The 15,700-nt window shown below is 72.0% G+C and carries 14 protein-coding genes and 2 tRNA genes; 11 read left to right on the forward strand and 5 right to left on the reverse strand.

The window, feature by feature from the left end; genetic code table 11:
• Window positions 1-142: 142 nt before the first annotated feature.
• Window positions 143-310: a DUF5679 domain-containing protein gene (locus ACWD6N_RS01675; protein WP_007464795.1), complete on the reverse strand. Its 168-nt coding sequence runs from the start codon at window positions 308-310 to the stop codon at window positions 143-145.
• Window positions 311-824: 514 nt separating this feature from the next.
• Between ACWD6N_RS01675 and ACWD6N_RS01680 the strand changes: the two genes are divergently transcribed.
• Window positions 825-1,355, forward strand: a complete 531-nt coding sequence (locus ACWD6N_RS01680; RefSeq protein WP_354963729.1) for a M48 metallopeptidase family protein — start codon at window positions 825-827, stop codon at window positions 1,353-1,355.
• Between the two features lie 183 nt (window positions 1,356-1,538).
• A complete protein-coding gene (locus ACWD6N_RS01685) occupies window positions 1,539-2,147 on the forward strand; it encodes a hypothetical protein (RefSeq protein WP_354963730.1) in 609 nt (202 codons plus the stop codon).
• A gap of 95 nt (window positions 2,148-2,242) precedes the next feature.
• Here the strand turns inward: ACWD6N_RS01685 and ACWD6N_RS01690 are convergent, their stop codons facing one another.
• The gene (locus tag ACWD6N_RS01690) at window positions 2,243-3,532 is read right to left on the reverse strand and encodes a zinc-dependent metalloprotease (protein WP_354963731.1); all 1,290 of its coding nucleotides are present in this window, start codon (window positions 3,530-3,532) and stop codon (window positions 2,243-2,245) included.
• A gap of 115 nt (window positions 3,533-3,647) precedes the next feature.
• Here ACWD6N_RS01690 and ACWD6N_RS01695 point away from each other — a divergent pair, with 115 nt between their 5' ends.
• From ACWD6N_RS01695 to ACWD6N_RS01725, 7 genes are all read left to right on the forward strand, one after another.
• A complete protein-coding gene (locus ACWD6N_RS01695; RefSeq protein ID WP_354963732.1) occupies window positions 3,648-4,661 on the forward strand; it encodes a YlbL family protein in 1,014 nt (337 codons plus the stop codon).
• 97 nt (window positions 4,662-4,758) lie between these two features.
• Window positions 4,759-7,761 carry a UPF0182 family membrane protein gene (locus tag ACWD6N_RS01700; RefSeq protein ID WP_354963733.1) on the forward strand — a complete coding sequence of 1,001 codons (3,003 nt, stop codon included), beginning with the start codon at window positions 4,759-4,761 and terminating at the stop codon, window positions 7,759-7,761.
• Window positions 7,762-7,943: 182 nt separating this feature from the next.
• On the forward strand, window positions 7,944-8,453 hold the full coding sequence (locus tag ACWD6N_RS01705) for a SigE family RNA polymerase sigma factor (RefSeq protein WP_354963734.1): 510 nt from the start codon (window positions 7,944-7,946) through the stop codon (window positions 8,451-8,453).
• Window positions 8,443-9,363, forward strand: coding sequence for a hypothetical protein (locus ACWD6N_RS01710; protein WP_354963735.1), 921 nt, complete (start codon window positions 8,443-8,445; stop codon window positions 9,361-9,363). Before ACWD6N_RS01705 ends, ACWD6N_RS01710 begins: the two co-directional genes overlap by 11 nt.
• An 84-nt stretch (window positions 9,364-9,447) precedes the next feature.
• A tRNA-Met gene (locus ACWD6N_RS01715) sits at window positions 9,448-9,521 on the forward strand.
• A gap of 157 nt (window positions 9,522-9,678) precedes the next feature.
• A tRNA-Met gene (locus tag ACWD6N_RS01720) sits at window positions 9,679-9,755 on the forward strand.
• Window positions 9,756-9,914: 159 nt separating this feature from the next.
• Complete coding sequence (locus tag ACWD6N_RS01725) at window positions 9,915-10,166, forward strand: hypothetical protein (protein ID WP_089019121.1); 252 nt, start codon at window positions 9,915-9,917, stop codon at window positions 10,164-10,166.
• A 76-nt stretch (window positions 10,167-10,242) separates the two neighbouring features.
• Here the strand turns inward: ACWD6N_RS01725 and ACWD6N_RS01730 are convergent, their stop codons facing one another.
• Window positions 10,243-11,574 carry an ABC transporter substrate-binding protein gene (locus ACWD6N_RS01730; RefSeq protein WP_354963736.1) on the reverse strand — a complete coding sequence of 444 codons (1,332 nt, stop codon included), beginning with the start codon at window positions 11,572-11,574 and terminating at the stop codon, window positions 10,243-10,245.
• Window positions 11,575-11,726: 152 nt separating this feature from the next.
• On the opposite strand from ACWD6N_RS01730, the gene ACWD6N_RS01735 reads away from it, so the two are divergent.
• Entirely contained in the window at window positions 11,727-12,560 is an 834-nt protein-coding gene (locus ACWD6N_RS01735; RefSeq protein WP_354963737.1) for a phosphoribosylaminoimidazolesuccinocarboxamide synthase, read from the forward strand.
• Window positions 12,561-12,652: 92 nt separating this feature from the next.
• Here ACWD6N_RS01735 and glpK read toward each other — a convergent pair whose 3' ends face one another.
• Window positions 12,653-14,137 carry a glycerol kinase GlpK gene (gene glpK, locus ACWD6N_RS01740; protein WP_354963738.1) on the reverse strand — a complete coding sequence of 495 codons (1,485 nt, stop codon included), beginning with the start codon at window positions 14,135-14,137 and terminating at the stop codon, window positions 12,653-12,655.
• A gap of 102 nt (window positions 14,138-14,239) precedes the next feature.
• Here glpK and ACWD6N_RS01745 point away from each other — a divergent pair, with 102 nt between their 5' ends.
• Entirely contained in the window at window positions 14,240-15,178 is a 939-nt protein-coding gene (locus tag ACWD6N_RS01745; RefSeq protein WP_354963739.1) for a ribose-phosphate diphosphokinase, read from the forward strand.
• A gap of 25 nt (window positions 15,179-15,203) precedes the next feature.
• On the opposite strand, the gene ACWD6N_RS01750 is transcribed toward ACWD6N_RS01745, so the two are convergent.
• On the reverse strand, window positions 15,204-15,659 hold the full coding sequence (locus ACWD6N_RS01750; protein WP_354963740.1) for an ATP-binding protein: 456 nt from the start codon (window positions 15,657-15,659) through the stop codon (window positions 15,204-15,206).
• Between the last annotated feature and the right edge of the window lie 41 nt (window positions 15,660-15,700).

The raw sequence follows: 15,700 nt of genomic DNA on the forward strand, positions 1-15,700 counted from the left end.
CTGCGACCAACATTGTTGTCGGGTTATCACCCCCCCCCCGGGGGGGGGGGGGCCGCCCCCCCCCCCCCCCCGCCCCCCCCCCCCCCCCCCCGGGGGGGGGGGGGGGCCCCCCCCCCCCCCCGCCCCCGATTACCCGTACGCGTCAGACCTTGGCCTTGCCGAGGATGCGGTTCACTGTTGTCCCGCAAACCGGACACTTGCCCTTGGCCATGTTCATTCCGGTCTTCGAGACCTCAACGTGCCCCTCGAAGTCCCGCTTCTCCTTGCACTTCACGCAGTAACCGTTGTAGGTCTGGGCCTGGTCGGCCACGGTGCCCTCCTCGTCTCGTCCGCCGGTCAATGCCGTCCCGGCGGGGTGCCCGGCGGCGGGCCACACGGGGCGCCGGCGCTGGGTCTCACTCCGCGGCCACCTTCGTGACCGCTGGTTCGCGGACCCTACCCAGGTCTGGGCAGTTCCATGTCAGCTGTGCATCGACACTGTGAGCAAGTCGACGTCGAGAGTGTGCATGGCGAATTAGGTCGGATAAGTCAGTTTGGCGGGGACACGCCGACCAAACCCTCTCAGCCACCCGTGCGGGTGCCCCCGCAGCGGCACCGAGCACGGTGATCACCTACGGTGGAGGGGTCCCCGGAGAGGGCCGCCATCGGTGTTCACGAAGGGTGACGAGATGGCGCAGCGGCGACCCGGCCAAGAAATTTTCGGGACGCCCAACGACCAATCACCATTTTCTGGGCGCGTGTCGCGCGGTTGACCCTTGCGGACCCCTGGTCAGTACGCATTAGCTTTCCTTCGTGACACGTAGCCGAGGCTGCGCGGGCCAGTGATGGCGGGGACGCGCAAGCCGGTCGTCGAGGTGCGGCGCAGCCAGCGCCGACGACGCACGGTGTCTGCGTACCGCGATGGTGAGCGGGTCGTCGTCCTCATCCCGGACCAGTTCTCCCGGGCCGAGGAGAGCGAGTGGGTCGACCGGATGCTCGCCCGGCTCGCCGCCCGGGAGGGCCGGCTCGCCCGCTCGGACGCGGAGCTGCTGGCCCGGGCCACCCGGCTGATCGACCTCTACCTCACCGGGTACGGCGCCAAGGCGGTGCCCGCCAGCGTCCGGTGGGTCACCAACCAGAACGGCCGGTGGGGCTCCTGCACGCCCGCCGATCGCAGCATCCGGATCTCGCACCGCGTGCAGGACATGCCGGAGTGGGTCATCGACTACGTGCTGCTGCACGAGCTGGCCCACCTCATCGTGCCCAGCCACAACGCCCGGTTCTGGGGCCTGGTCGGCCGCTATCCCAAGGCGGAACGAGCCCGCGGCTACCTCGAAGGCGTGGCCGCCGCCTCCTGCGCCCCCGTCGCCACCTGACGCGGGGTCGGGCCTCCGTGATCGACTCGGTTTCCTTGATGTCGCGGTGTCCCGGGCCCTCGGACAGCGCGACATCCTTGAAACCGGGTGGATCATCAGCCCAGCCCAGCCCAGCCCAGCCCGGGCGGCCGGGGCGGCGTAGGCCGGGCCAGGTGGTCGGGCCGGGGGCGCTAGGGTCGGGATGTGGCACGACGGGTGGTGGTGGCGTTGCTCGGGCCGGTGCACTGGTCGCCGCCCGGCATCGACCTGGCGGACTGGCGGGCAGCGCTCGCCGAGGACGTCGTCGACCTGCTCGCCACGCTCAACGAGGTGGAGGTCGCCGTCGCGGTGACCCCGGCCGACCGGTCGTTGGCGGACGCCGTGGTCTGGCCCGGCACCACCGTGTACGAGGTGGCCGAGCCGACGCCGACCGCGGTGTTCGCCGCGCTGGACGGCTACGAGCAGGCGGCGGTGCTCGCCGGTGACGTGCCCGACCTGCCCGCGCTGACCGTCGGCAAACTGCTGCGCCCGCTCACCACCCGGCCGGTCGCGGTCGCCCCGGTGGAGGGCGGCGGCCCGGGCCTGCTCGGGGTGGCCGTGCGACTGCCCGTGGCGGGTTGGCTACCGAAGCTGGACCTGGACGTGGCGACACCGGCCGACGCGCGGGCCGGTGCCCCCCGACCCGGCGACGTTGCCGTCACGGCCGGGTGGCGTCGGCTACGCGGGCCTGCCGACCTGGCCACCCTGGACCCGGCCTTCGAGGGTTGGGAGGCCACCCGCGCCCTGCTCTCCGGCTCCGGCCGACCGGCCTGACCCGCTGGCCAATATGGCCGGCGGGGCGTGCGTGACCCGCTGGCCGACCGGCCGGGTGCCCGCCGTCGATCGGTGCGGGCACCCCGGCTCTGTCGTCAGGGCTTGGCGTCGCCGTCGGTGTCGCTGTCGTCCTGCTGGCCGGGAGCCTTCTCCTCGGCCCCACCCGGCGCGGTGAAGTCGAAGTTGTCCAGCTCGCTCAGGTCCCACTCGTTCATGGCGAAGGCGACCGGGTCGGCGAAGTCGTCGTCCGACGGGAGAAGGTCCGGGTGGCCCCAGACCGCGTCCCGGCCGGCGATGCCGCGATGCTCGGTGAGCGCGGCCCACAGCGCCGCCGCCTCGCGCAGCCGGCGCGGGCGCAGTTCCAGACCGACCAGCGCGGCGAAGGTCTGCTCGGCCGGACCGCCGGCGGCCCGGCGGCGGCGGAACGCCTCGCCCAGCCGGACGACGTTGGGCAGCCGGTCGCTGGCGGCGCTGTCCACCACGTGGCACACCCAGCCCTCGACCAGGGCCAGCGCGGTCTCCAGTCGGGCCAGGGAGGCCTTCTGCGCCGGGCTGTCCTCCGGCGTGAAGATGCCCTCCAGGGCGATCGCCTGCATCGACTCCGGGTCGGTCGGGTCGACCCGCCCCATCGCCTCCTCGATCGCCTCCCGGTTGACCCGGATGCCCGAGGCGTACATCTCCACCGCGCTGAGCACGTGCCCGCGCAGCCACGGGACGTGCTGGAACAGCCGCTGGTGGGCGGCCTCGCGCAGCGCCACGTAGAGGCGCACCTCGTCCTCGGGCAGCTCCAGGCCCTCGCCGTACGCCCGGATGTTGGCCGGGATCAGCGCGGCCGTGCCGGCCGGACCGAGCGGCAGCCCGATGTCGCCGGCGGAGAGCACCTCCGCGGCGAGGGAGCCGAGGGCCTGCCCCAACTGCCCGCCGAAGAGCGCGCCGCCGAGGGTGGCCACCATCGACTGCATCGGGCCGAGCTGGGCGCGCGCCTCCGGCGGCACCAGGTCGCCCATCGCGCCGACCATCCGGCTCGCCACCGGGTCGCAGAGCTTGCGCCACACGTCCAGCGTCTTGAAGATCCACTCATTGCGGTTCCAGGCCACCGGGGACTGGATGCCGGACGGCCAGGCCGAGGCGGGCTCCAGCCACAGGTCGGCCAGGCGCAACGCCTCTTCCACCGCGTTGCGCTCGTAGGGCGACACCGCCGGGTCGCCGGCGGCCGCCAGCTGGCTGGCCGCCACCTGCCGGGCCAGGTCCCAGTTGACCGGCCCGCTGCCCGGCGCGGAGAGCAGGTGCTGCAACTGCGACATGAACTGCTGCATCTGCGCGGGATCGTTGGGGTCTGGTGGTTGCCCACCCGGTAGCGCGAAACCGAACGGAATATCAGGCACGACGTCTACGGTACGCGCGCCGCGCCCCAGCTCGCCGCCGCTGGCGTTGCGCTGAGGGCGAAGTCGCGCGGCGCATCCGGCAACCGGGCCCCGAGCGGTCGGTACGCTCTGCCGCATGAGACGTCGTGGCCTGACGGTCCTGCTCGGTGCCCTGTTCACCGCCCTGCTGAGCATCGGGGTGCTCCGGGTGCCGATCCCGTACGTGGTGCTCGGCCCGGGCCCGACGGTCAACACCCTCGGCACCGCCGACGGCAAGGAGGTCATCCAGGTCTCCGGGCGGGAGACGTCCACCTCCGCCGGCCAGCTCCGGTTGACCACGGTGGGGGTGCAGCCCACGGTGCGGCTCCGCGGGGCGATCGCCGGCTGGTTCTCCGACGACGAGGCGGTGGTGCCGCGCGAGCTGGTGTACCCGCCGGGGGAGTCGACGGAGCAGGTCGAGCAGCGCAACGCCGAGGACTTCAAGGTGTCGCAGACCAGCGCCGAGACCGCCGCGCTCCGCGAACTGGGCTTCCCGGTGCAGGTGGTGATCAAGACGGTGGCCGCGGACGGCCCGTCCGCCGCAGTGCTCAAGGTCGGTGACGTGGTCACCTCGGTCGACGGTAAGCCGGTGCCGGTGGCCTCGAAGGTCACCGAGCTGGTCCGGGCCAAGCCGGCCGGCACGGCCCTGACCATCGGCTACACCCGCGACGGCGCGTCGGCCACCGCGACGGTGACCAGTCAGGAGCAGGACGGCCGGCCGCGGATCGGCGTCGAGATCGACCAGCAGCAGCCGCACCCGTTCACGCTCGGCATCGACCTGGAGGACATCGGCGGGCCGAGTGCCGGCCTGATGTTCGCCCTGGGCATCGTGGACAAGCTGACCCCAGCCGACCTCACCGGTGGGCAGGTCATCGCCGGCACCGGCACCATCGACGACGAGGGCAACGTCGGCCCGATCGGCGGGATCGCCCAGAAACTGGTCGGTGCGAAGCGCGCCGGGGCCAAGGTCTTCCTCGTGCCGGCGGACAACTGCGCCGAGGCGGTCCGCAATCCGCAACCCGATCTGCCGCTGCTGCGGGTGGGCTCGTTGAGCCAAGGGCTGACCGCGCTGGAGACGCTGCGGGCGGGGGGACAGCCGACCCGCTGCTGACGCGTGTGACCGTGCCCCGCCGCGTTCAGGAACACCCCGTACTCTGGGTGCCTGGTCGGAGCCGATCACACTCGAGCGTGCGGAGCCAACAGTGGTCATGCGTAGCAGCAGCCCCCTTCCGAGGATGAGCCGGCGCGGACGCGTCACCATCGCTGTCCTGGTCGGGGTGTTCGTGCTCTTCACCCTGCTCGGCTGGGGTGTGCAGGCGTGGACGGACTGGCTCTGGTTCGACGAGGTCCGCTACACCGAGGTCTTCACCGGCGTGCTGGTCACCCGGCTGCTGCTCTTCCTCGCCGTCGGCCTCGGCATGGCGGTCATCGTCGGCGGCAACCTGTGGCTGGCCCACCGGCTGCGCCCGCGGCTGCGTCCGCACTCGGTCGAGCAGGCGACCCTGGAGCGCTACCGGATGGCGCTCAGCCCGCGCCTCGGCACCTGGATCGCGCTGACCGCCGCCGTGGTCGGGCTCTTCGCCGGTCTCTCCGCGCAGAGCCGGTGGAACCAGTGGCTGCTCTTCCGCAACGGCGGCGACTTTGGAATCAAGGACCCGGAGTTCGGGGTCGACATCGGCTTCTACGTCTTCCAGCTGCCGTTCTGGCGCTACCTGCTCGGGGTCGCGTTCACCGCGGTGGTGCTGGCCGTGATCGGCGCGCTGGCGGTGCACTACCTCTTCGGCGGGGTCCGCCTCCAGGGCGTCGGGGACCGGATGAGCAACGCCGCCCGCGCCCACCTGAGCAGCCTCGTCGCGGTCTTCGTGCTGCTCAAGTCCGTCGCGTACGTGCTGGACCGGCGGGCGATGCTGCTGGAGTACAACGAGGGCGCCAAGCTGTACGGCGCCGGCTACGCGGACGTCAACGCGCTGCTGCCGGCGAAGGAGATCCTGGCCTACATCTCGATCGTGGTGGCGATCGCGATCATCGTGTTCTCCAACGCCTGGATGCGGAACCTGGTCTGGCCGGGCATCTCGCTCGCCCTGCTCGGCGTGTCCGCGGTGGCCATCGGCGGCATCTACCCCTGGGCGGTGCAGACCTTCGAGGTCAAGCCGAGCGCCAAGGACAAGGAGGCGCCGTACATCCAACGCAGCATCGACGCGACCCGGGCGGCGTTCGGGTTGGCGGTCACCGAGACGACCCCGTTCGCGGCGAGCAACCTCACCCCGCCGGCCAACCTGGCCACCGACACCTCGGTGGTGTCGAACGTGCGGCTGCTCGACCCGCAGTTGGTCAGCGAGACCTACACCCAGCTCCAGCAGGTGCGCGGCTTCTACGACTTCGGCCCGAAGCTGGACATCGACCGGTACGGGGTGAACGGCAAGACCTCCGACTACGTGGTCGGCGTCCGGGAGATCAACTACGGCGAGCTGACCGACCAGCAGAACACCTGGATCAACCGACACACCGTCTACACCCACGGGTACGGGCTGGTGGCCGCCCCGGCGAACCAGGTGGTCTGCGGCGGGCAGCCGTTCTTCGTCTCCGGCTTCCTCGGCGAGCGGACCCAGGAGGCGTGCTCCTCGCAGACCGAGCAGATCCCGGCGAAGCAGCCGCGCATCTACTACGGCGAGCGGATGGCCGCCGACGACTACGCGATCGTCGGGCAGTCCGACCCGAACAAGAAGGCCGAGTTCGACCGGCCGGTGGGTGAGGGTGGCGGCGAGTCCTACACCTACACCGGCGAGGGCGGCGTGGAGATCGGCTCCTTCACGCGGCGGCTGCTGTACGCCATCAAGGAGCAGGAGTCGAACTTCCTGCTCTCCGAGGCGGTCAACAAGGACTCCAGGCTGCTCTACGTGCGCAACCCGCGGGACCGGGTGGAGAAGGTCGCGCCGTTCCTCACCCTGGACGGCGACCCGTACCCGGCGGTGGTGGACGGCCGGGTGCAGTGGATCGTCGACGGCTACACGACGGCGGCGACCTACCCGTACGCCGAGCGGGTCAACCTCCAGACCGAGACCACCGACGAGCTGACCAACCGGGGCACCTTCCAGTTGGCCCGGGAGAACGTCAACTACATGCGCAACTCGGTGAAGGCCACCGTCGACGCGTACGACGGCACCGTGAAGCTCTACGAGTACGACGACACCGACCCGGTGCTCAAGGCGTGGAACAAGGCGTTCGGCGGTGACCTGGTGCTGCCGAAGACGGAGATTCCGGTCGAGCTGACCGAGCACCTGCGCTACCCGGCGGACATGTTCAAGGTGCAGCGGAACCTGCTCACCAAGTTCCACGTGACCAACCCGGGTGACTTCTACTCGGCGCAGGACTTCTGGCAGGTGCCCAACGTGCCGGACGCGCCGGACAGCGGCCAGAAGCAGCCCCCGTACTACCTGTTCACCCAGTTCCCCGGGCAGGAGTCCCCGCGCTTCCAGCTCACCTCCGCGGTCACCCCGAACGGCCGGCAGAACCTCGCCGCGCTGATCTCGGGGTCGTACGTCGAGGGGCAGCCCCGGCTGGAGGTGCTGGAGCTGCCGGACCAGACCCGGGTCTCCGGCCCGGTGCAGGTGCACCAGCAGATGACCAACAACGCCAACATCCGCCAGCAGCTCAACCTGCTCTCCAGCAACCAGGCGCAGGTGCAGTACGGCAACCTGCTCTCGCTGCCGTTCGCCGACGGCATGCTCTACGTCGAGCCGGTCTACGTGAAGAGCAACCAGCAGGACGCGTACCCGCTGCTGCAGAAGGTGCTGCTCTCGTACGGTGACGGCGGCTCCTTCGTGGCGCTCGCCGACAACATCAACGACGGCATCAAACAGCTGGTCGAGCAGGGCAAGCGGGCCGGGCAGGGCGCACCGCCGCCGCCGCCCCCGACCACCGGGGGTAACCCGACCACGCCGCCGCCGAGCCCCGGCCCCGGCACCGGCACGCCGCCGATGACCGGCGAACTGGCCGACGCGGCGAACCGGGTGCAGACCGCCATCACCGAGGTCCGGGCCGCGCAGACGTCCGGGGACTTCGAGCGGTACGGTCGGGCGCTCAAGGCGCTGGACGAGGCGCTCACCGCCTTCCAGCAGGCGCAGCAGGCGGCCAACCCGCCCGCTTCGCCCAGTGGCAGCCCGTCGCCGAGTGGCAGCGCTCCGCCGCCGACCCCCAGCCCGGGCGGCTGACCTCGCCCCTCGGGAAGAACCTTTCGGAGCCCTCGTCGTCGGACCGCACCTGGTCGTGACGGCGAGGGCTTCGCCGTGTCCGCGTGTCGCCTCCCGGACACACCGCGGCCGGCCGGCCCGCAACCTGCGGTACCGGTCCGTCGTCCTCTCTGCAACGGGGTGCGGACGAGGGGGACCAGCCGATGAGGGACGCGCAGAGTTTCGACGAGTTGTACCGCGGCACGGCGCGGCGGCTGTTGCGGTACGGCTATGCCGTCACGGGCGACCACACCGAGGCGCAGGATCTGGTGCAGGAGGCGTTCGCCCGTGCCTGGCGGCAGTGGGGACGGCTGTCGACGCATCCGGCCCCGGAGGCGTGGCTGCGGCTGGTGGTGGCCCGGCTCGCGACGGACCGTTGGCGGCGCCTGCACCGCTGGCGGTCGGCGCTGAGTCGCACCGGACCACCGCCGGACGCTCCGGCGCCCAGTGAGGACGGCGTTCTGCTGGTTCGTGCCCTCCGCGAGTTGCCGACCGGCCAGCGGCAGGCGCTGGCCCTGCACTATCTCTTCGACATGTCGGTGGAGGACATCGCCCGGGAGGCCGACGTGCCGGTCGGCACCGTGAAGTCCTGGCTGTCCCGCGGCCGGTTCCGGCTGGCCGCGCTGCTGCCCGACCTCTCCACCGTGAAGCTGGAGGCGAACGATGTCAGCTGAACTCTCCGACCTCTACCGGTCGCTCGGCGCCGCTGTCGACGACCAGGAGTTCGCGCACCCCGGGCTGGTTCGGCGGCGCGCCGACCGGCGGGCCCGCGTCCGGGTCGCCAGCACCGCGCTCGCGGTGGCGGTGCTGCTCGGCGGGGTGGCGGTCGGCGGCCGGCTGGTGTTGTCGGCGGACGACGCAACACCGTTGCCGCCGCCCGCCGACACTCCGGGCCCGGTGCCGACCGGATCGACGCCACCCCCGTCCCTGTCCCCGTCGCCACCGTCGTCGCCGCCGGGCGGCACGCCGAGTGGTACGCCGTCGGCGCCCACAACAGGTGCGGGCACTCCCCGGCCACCAACCTCGATTCCGGACCGTGCCTTCTTCGTCCTGGCGGCCGCGAACCAGACCGGCCTGAAATCGCGGATCGACGGCGCGGCGCTGCCGGTGCTCTGCACGGCCGGTTATCCCAGCGAGTCCGCCGTGGCGCAGCGCCGCGGCCGGTACCTGGCCTACAAGCGGCCGGAAACCCCGCAGGGGTACTTGCCGGACGGCAGCTACCGGCACACCATCACCATCTACCGCCCGGGCCGTGCCGACGACGCAATACGGGAGCTGCGGCGGGCCGTTCGCGACTGCCCCGAGCAGGAGCTGCCCGACGACGGCGCGCGGACCTGGCGGCAGCGGCTGCTCGACCCGGGCAGGTATGGGGACGAGTCGGTGCTGTTCGAGATGCGGGCACCGTTCCTGGACGCCAACGGCGAAGCGGACGGCGAGGAGGTCCGGTTGGTCCGGGCGGTCCGCATCGACGACGTGGTGACGGTGCTTTGGGAACAGGGCTGGGAGGGCACCTCCGCCGAACGTGCCCCGTTCGATGCCGACAGCCGGCGGGCGGTCGCGGCGATCGAGGACTGGCTCGGCTGACGGCGGCCCCGGTGAGCGGGTGGGTGGCGGGATGTGGGTCGCTTTGCGGTGCCCCGGGTCGGTGCGCTACGGTTATCGAGCCGACGCGGGGTGGAGCAGCTCGGTAGCTCGCTGGGCTCATAACCCAGAGGTCGCAGGTTCAAATCCTGTCCCCGCTACGAGAGACACAGATCGACAGCCCGTTTCCGGTTCGCCGGAGGCGGGCTGTCGACGTTGTCGGGTACGTGTGGGCGGCGGACCGGTGGTCGTGCCAGGCCTCGAGTGGCGACCCCGCCGATCATCACCGGAACGGATGGGTTAGGGTTAACCAGTCGACGCGGGGTGGAGCAGCTCGGTAGCTCGCTGGGCTCATAACCCAGAGGTCGCAGGTTCAAATCCTGTCCCCGCTACCACTGAAGGTGCACGTCAAAGCCCGGCCCCCAGATCGTGGGGGTCGGGTTTTTTTTGGGATCCCGCACAGGCGCGGTCTGGTGTGGGCGGCGGCGACGTAGGCCGCATGACTGGGTGTGGACAATCGTGCCGAGGTTGCGTCCTTCGGCGAGGATGGGGACATGTCTTCATTCGGCAAGTGGTGGGGCCGGCTCAGCGCGGTCCTCGGTGCGGTCGTGCTGGCGGTGTTCGTGCCCGTCGCGGCCTGGGCGTCCACGGGCACCGGCGAGCTGGTGGTGGAGGCCGCCCGGCGGCGGTCCCGCGGCGGTGGCTTCGGATTCCTCGGCCTGCTCTGCTGCCTGGTGGTGGTGGCGATCATCGTGTTCCTGGTGCTGCGGCTGACGCGCAACCGCCGGGGCGGTCCGCCGCGCTGACCCGGGCGTTGCCGCCGTGCCCGGCCGGTCGGCGGCTCGTCATCACCGCCGGCGGCCGACCGGCCGCCGCCGGTGGTCACGCCGCCAGGGCGGCGTTGGCCTGGGCGATGAAACGAGAGGTGGCCGCGCGGGTGCCGGCGCGTCCGGAGCGGATGCTCTCCGCGGCGGTGACGAGCAGGGTACGCACCTTGGCGTGCCCCTTTGGTGGTGGCGCCGGTGCCGGCCCGAGCTGTTCGGCGATGCTGGCGTTGAACGCGGCGGCCCGCTGCTGCGCCGGGTCGGTGATGCTGCCCTCGGTGTAGCGGCGGACGGCGATGCTGGCGTTGAGGCCGCGTTCGTGGCCGAGGACGGTGCCGGCCTCGCCGTTCGTGGTCAGAAAGTTGATCACGTCGATGACAGTGTCCGGGTGGCGGGTGCCGCGGAACGCCGCCCAGTACATCGACGCCCGCGCCCACTGCGCACCCGGCGGGCCGGGGAAGCCGACCACGCCCAGCTCGGCCTCCGTGAGCCGTTGCAGCTCCGGCAGCTCGTGGGACCAGGCGAAGGACGCGGCGGTCAACCCGCTGACCACCAGTTGCCGTGCCGGCTCCCCGCTGTCGGCCTGCTCGACCAGTGCCGCGCCCGGCGTGGCCCGCCCGGCCCGGGCGCGCTGCCACAGCTCGAACCAGCCGATCAGCTCGTCCGCGCCGAAGCCGAGCTGGCGTCCCCGGTAGAACTCGCCGCCCTGGGCGCGCAGCCAGAGCCAGAGCGCGCGGTAGTCGCCGGACGCGTCCATGGTGCCGGCCACCTGGCCGTCGCTGGCCTCGGTGACCTGTTCCGCCCAGGCGATGTAGTCCGCCCAGGGCATCCCGCCGCGTGGCTCCGGCACCCTCAGCTCCCGCAGCAGGTCCCGGTTGAACACCACCGCCGCGAGGGTCTGCCCACCGGCCACCGCCATCGTCCGCCCGTCCACCGTGCCGTAGCGGATCAGGCTCTCCGGCAGGCCGCGCAGGTCCAACCGGTGGTCGGCGACCCGCTCGGTGAGGTCGAGGACGATCTGGCGCTGGGTGTACTCGGTCAGCACGGCGTCGTCGAGCTGGATCAGGTCCGGCACGTTGCCGCCGGCCGCCTGGGTGGCCAGCCGGTCGTAGTAGCCGTCGGCGCCCTGCCAGGTGACGCGGAAGGTGACCCGGGGGTTGCGCTCCGAGTAGAGCCGCAGCACCTTCTCGGTCAGCTCGGCCCGCTTCGTCCCACCCCACCAGAAGACCGACAGCTCGACCGGCCCCGCGTCGGTGGATGTGGCGGGGCCGTCGCTGCATCCGGTCAGCCCGCCGGCGGCCAGCAGGGGAGCACCGAGCAGCGCGCCCAGCACTCGGCGCCGGCCCGGGTCGGCGTCGAGGCGGTCGATCGGGGGTCGAACAGCGGGCACGGGATCTCCTGGCACCTGCGGGTGGCGGCGGTCGGACCATTCACGCAGGCGGCGCGGGAAGGTGTCAACGTGCGTCCGGGCACCGCTGCCCGCAACGGCGAGCGCGGGTGGTCGAAGCGGGCGTCCCGGTGCCGCGTGGTGTACTAGGGCGCGTGGAACTTCTGCACTCGGGCAAGGTCCGGGACGTCTACGCCGACGGCGACGACCTGATCCTGGTCGCCTCGGACCGCATCTCGATCTACGACGTGGCGCTGCCGACGCCGATTCCGGACAAGGGTCGCCTGCTCACCGCCCTCTCGCTGTGGTGGTTCGAGCAGCTCGCCGACCTGGTGCCGAACCACGTCATCTCGGCCGCCGACGTGCCGGCGGAGTTCGCCGGGCGGGCGATCCGCTGCCAGCGGCTGGACATGGTCCCGGTCGAGTGCGTGGCCCGGGGTTACCTCACCGGCGGTGGCCTGCGGGAGTACGAGCGCACCGGCGCGGTCTCCGGCGTGCCGCTGCCCCGGGGGCTCGGCGAGGCGTCGATCCTGCCCGAGCCGATCTTCACGCCGTCGAGCAAGGCCCCGGTGGGCGAGCACGACGAGCCGATCACGTTCGCCGACGTGGTGGACAAGGTGGGCCAGGCCACCGCCGAGCGGCTGCGGCAGATCACCATCGACATCTACCGGCACGGGGCGGAACTGGCCGCCGACCGGGGCATCCTGGTCGCCGACACCAAGATCGAGCTGGGCTGGGCGCCGGACGGCACCCTGGTCCTCGCCGACGAGCTGCTCACCTCCGACTCGTCCCGGTTCTGGCCGGCCGAGTCGTACCAGCCCGGGCGGGTGCAGTTCTCGTACGACAAGCAGTACGTGCGGGACTGGGCCACCGGCAGCGGCTGGGACAAGCAGGGTCCGGCGCCGGACATGCCGGCCGAGGTGGTCGAGGCGACCCGGGCCCGCTACGTCGAGGTCTACGAGAAGCTCACCGGTAACCGCTGGAGCTGAGCCGGGCGGGGCGTGGTACGACGCTGTCTTCGACGCCCCGGGTCACTGTCGCGCACCGGGAACCCCGCGCACCGAGGGCCCGCGAACGAGGCTCACTCCACCCAGTCGAGGGTGCGCCGCACGGCCTTGCGCCAGTTGTGCAGCTCCCGGTCTCGCAACTCGGGGGCCATGGCCGGCTCCCACTGCGCGTCCGAGCGCCACTGCTCGCGCAGGGTGGCCAGGTCCGGCCAGAAGCCGACCGCGAGGCCGGCCGCGTACGCAGCGCCAAGGCAGGTGGTCTCGGTGATCCGGGAGCGGACCACCGGCACGTCGAGCACGTCCGCGAGGAACTGCATGAGCAGCTGGTTCGCGGTCATCCCGCCATCCACCCGGAGCCGGCGCAGCGCCACGTCGGAGTCGGCGTTCATCGCGTCCACCACCTCGCGGGTCTGCCACGCCGACGCCTCCAGCACCGCCCGCGCCAGGTGCCCCTTGGTGATGTAGCCGGTCAGCCCGGCGATCACGCCACGCGCGTCGCTGCGCCAGTGCGGGGCGAAGAGCCCGGAGAACGCCGGCACCACGTAGCAGCCGCCGTTGTCGTCCACGGTGCGAGCGAGTTCCTCCACCTCCCCGGCGGTCGAGATCAGACCGAGGCTGTCCCGGAGCCACTGCACCAGCGAACCGGTGACCGCGATCGCGCCCTCCAGCGCGTACGCCGCCGGCTGGCCGTCGATCCGGTAGGCGACCGTGGTGAGCAGGCCGTGCGTCGACGGGACCGGGCTGGCCCCGGTGTTGAGCAGCAGGAAGCTGCCGGTGCCGTAGGTGCACTTCGCCTCGCCAGGCTGGAAACAGGTCTGGCCGAACAGGGCGGCCTGCTGGTCGCCGAGCGCGCTTGCCACCGGCACTCCGGCCAGCACCCCGGTGGCGGTGCCGTACACCTCGGCGGAGCTGCGGATCTCCGGCAGCATGGCCGCCGGCACGCCCATCGCGTCCAGCAGTTCCGGGGCCCAGGCCAGGGTGGCGAGGTCCATCAGCATGGTCCGGCTGGCGTTGGTCACGTCGGTGACGTGCTCGCCGGTCAGCTTCCAGATCAGCCAGCTGTCCATGGTGCCGAAGAGCACCTCGCCGCGCTCGGCGCGCTCGCGTAGGCCGTCCACCTCGTCCAGCAGCCAGCGCAGCTTCGGCCCGGCGAAGTAGGTGGCCAGCGGGAGGCCGGTGCGGGTCCGGAACAGCTCCTCGCCGTACGCCGCCTCCAGCTCGCGCAGCAGCGGCCCGGTCCGGGTGTCCTGCCAGACCACCGCGTTGGCCACCGGCCGTCCGGTGGCCCGGTCCCAGACCACGGTCGTCTCCCGCTGGTTGGTGATGCCGACCGCGGCCAGCCCGGCCGTGTCGGTGCCGGCCGACCGCAACGCCTCCTGGACGACCTGCTGGACGTTGTCCCAGATCTCCTCGGCGTCGTGTTCCACCCAGCCGGGTCGGGGAAAGATCTGCCGGTGCTCGCGCTGGGCCACGGCGACGATCTCCCCGGCCCGGTCGAAGACGATGCACCGCGAGGAGGTGGTGCCCTGATCGATGGCGGCGACGTACTGGGGGGTCACCGCAGCACCGTACCCGGACCCACCGCGCGGTGCGACCGGCGTCACGGTCGGTTGCGGCCCGCCGCCGTCCTGCGCCGACCGCTTCGCCTACGATGTGCGAACGTGCGCGACATCGCCGTTTTCAGTGGAACCGCCCATCCCGACCTCGCCGCCGAGATCTGCGCCCACCTGGGGGTGCCGCTGCATCCCGTGCGGGTCTCCCGGTTCGCCAACGACTGCCTGGAAGTGCAACTGCAGGCCAACTGCCGGGAGCGGGACGTCTTCCTGATCCAGCCGCTGGTGCCGCCCGTGCAGGAGCACCTGGTCGAGCTGCTGCTGATGATCGACGCCGCCCGAGGGGCGTCCGCCGGCCGGATCACGGTGGTGCTGCCGCACTACGCGTACGCCCGCTCCGACAAGAAGGACGCGCCGCGGATCTCGATCGGCGCCCGGCTCGTCGCCGACCTGCTCACCTCGGCCGGCGCCGACCGGGTGCTCGCGATGACCCTGCACTCGCCCCAGGTGCACGGCTTCTTCAGCGTCCCCGTGGATCACCTGCACGCGCTGCGCGAGCTCGCCGCCCACTTCCGGCGCTACGACCTCAGCAACACCGTCGTCGTCTCGCCCGACCTGGGTAACGCCAAGGAGGCCGCGGCCTTCGCCCGGCTGCTCGGCACGCCGGTCGCGGCGGGGGCGAAGCAACGGTTCAGCGACGACCTGGTCAAGATCAGCGCGGTGATCGGTGAGGTGACCGACAAGGACGTCATCGTGCTGGACGACGAGATCGCCAAGGGCAGCACGGTCGTCGAGCTGATGGAGCACCTGCGTGGCCTGAAGGTCCGCTCGATCCGGCTGGCCTGCACGCACGGCCTCTTCTCCGGCGACGCGCTGCGGCGACTCAGCGATCAGCCCGGCGTACTGGAGATCGTCTGCACCAACACGGTGCCCATCCCGACCGACAAGCGGGTCCCCAAACTCCAGGTCCTCTCGGTGGCCCCCGCCCTGGCCGAGGCGATGCGCCGGATCCACAACGGCGAATCCGTCTCCGCGCTCTTCGCCTGAGCCCCGCGACGGTGGTGGGCGGGGGTCAGAGCGCGGTGCGGTTACGGATGGTGAGGGCTGAGGTGATGCGGACGGTGGTGCCGGCGGCGCCGGTGGCCACCTCCATGGCGTCGGTCAGCTCGCGGGCCAGCCAGAGGCCCCAGCCGCCCGCGGTGTCCGGGGCCGGCCGCCGGCGGTCGCCCAGGCGCTGTGCGCTGATCCCGTGCCCGTGGTCGGCAACCTCGCAGACCAGCGTCCCCGGCTCCTGCCAGAGCCGCAACCACCCTCGCCCGCCGCCGTGCCGCACGGCGTTGGTGATCAGCTCGTTGACCGCCAGCACGAAGTCGTCGAGCCGCTGGCCGATCAGCCCGCAGGCGTGCGCGCAGGAGGTGACCGAGTGGCGGATCTCGGTCACCTGGGCCTGGTCGAAGGCATCGGCGATCAGGAGGGCAGGTTCGATGGGCACAACCGTACGCGGTGCGTGCGGATCTGCGTTCGTCATGGCCCCGTCCCGACCGGCGGATCTCGGAGAATTTCGCGGCT

The organism is Micromonospora sp. NPDC005163, assembly GCF_053599835.1.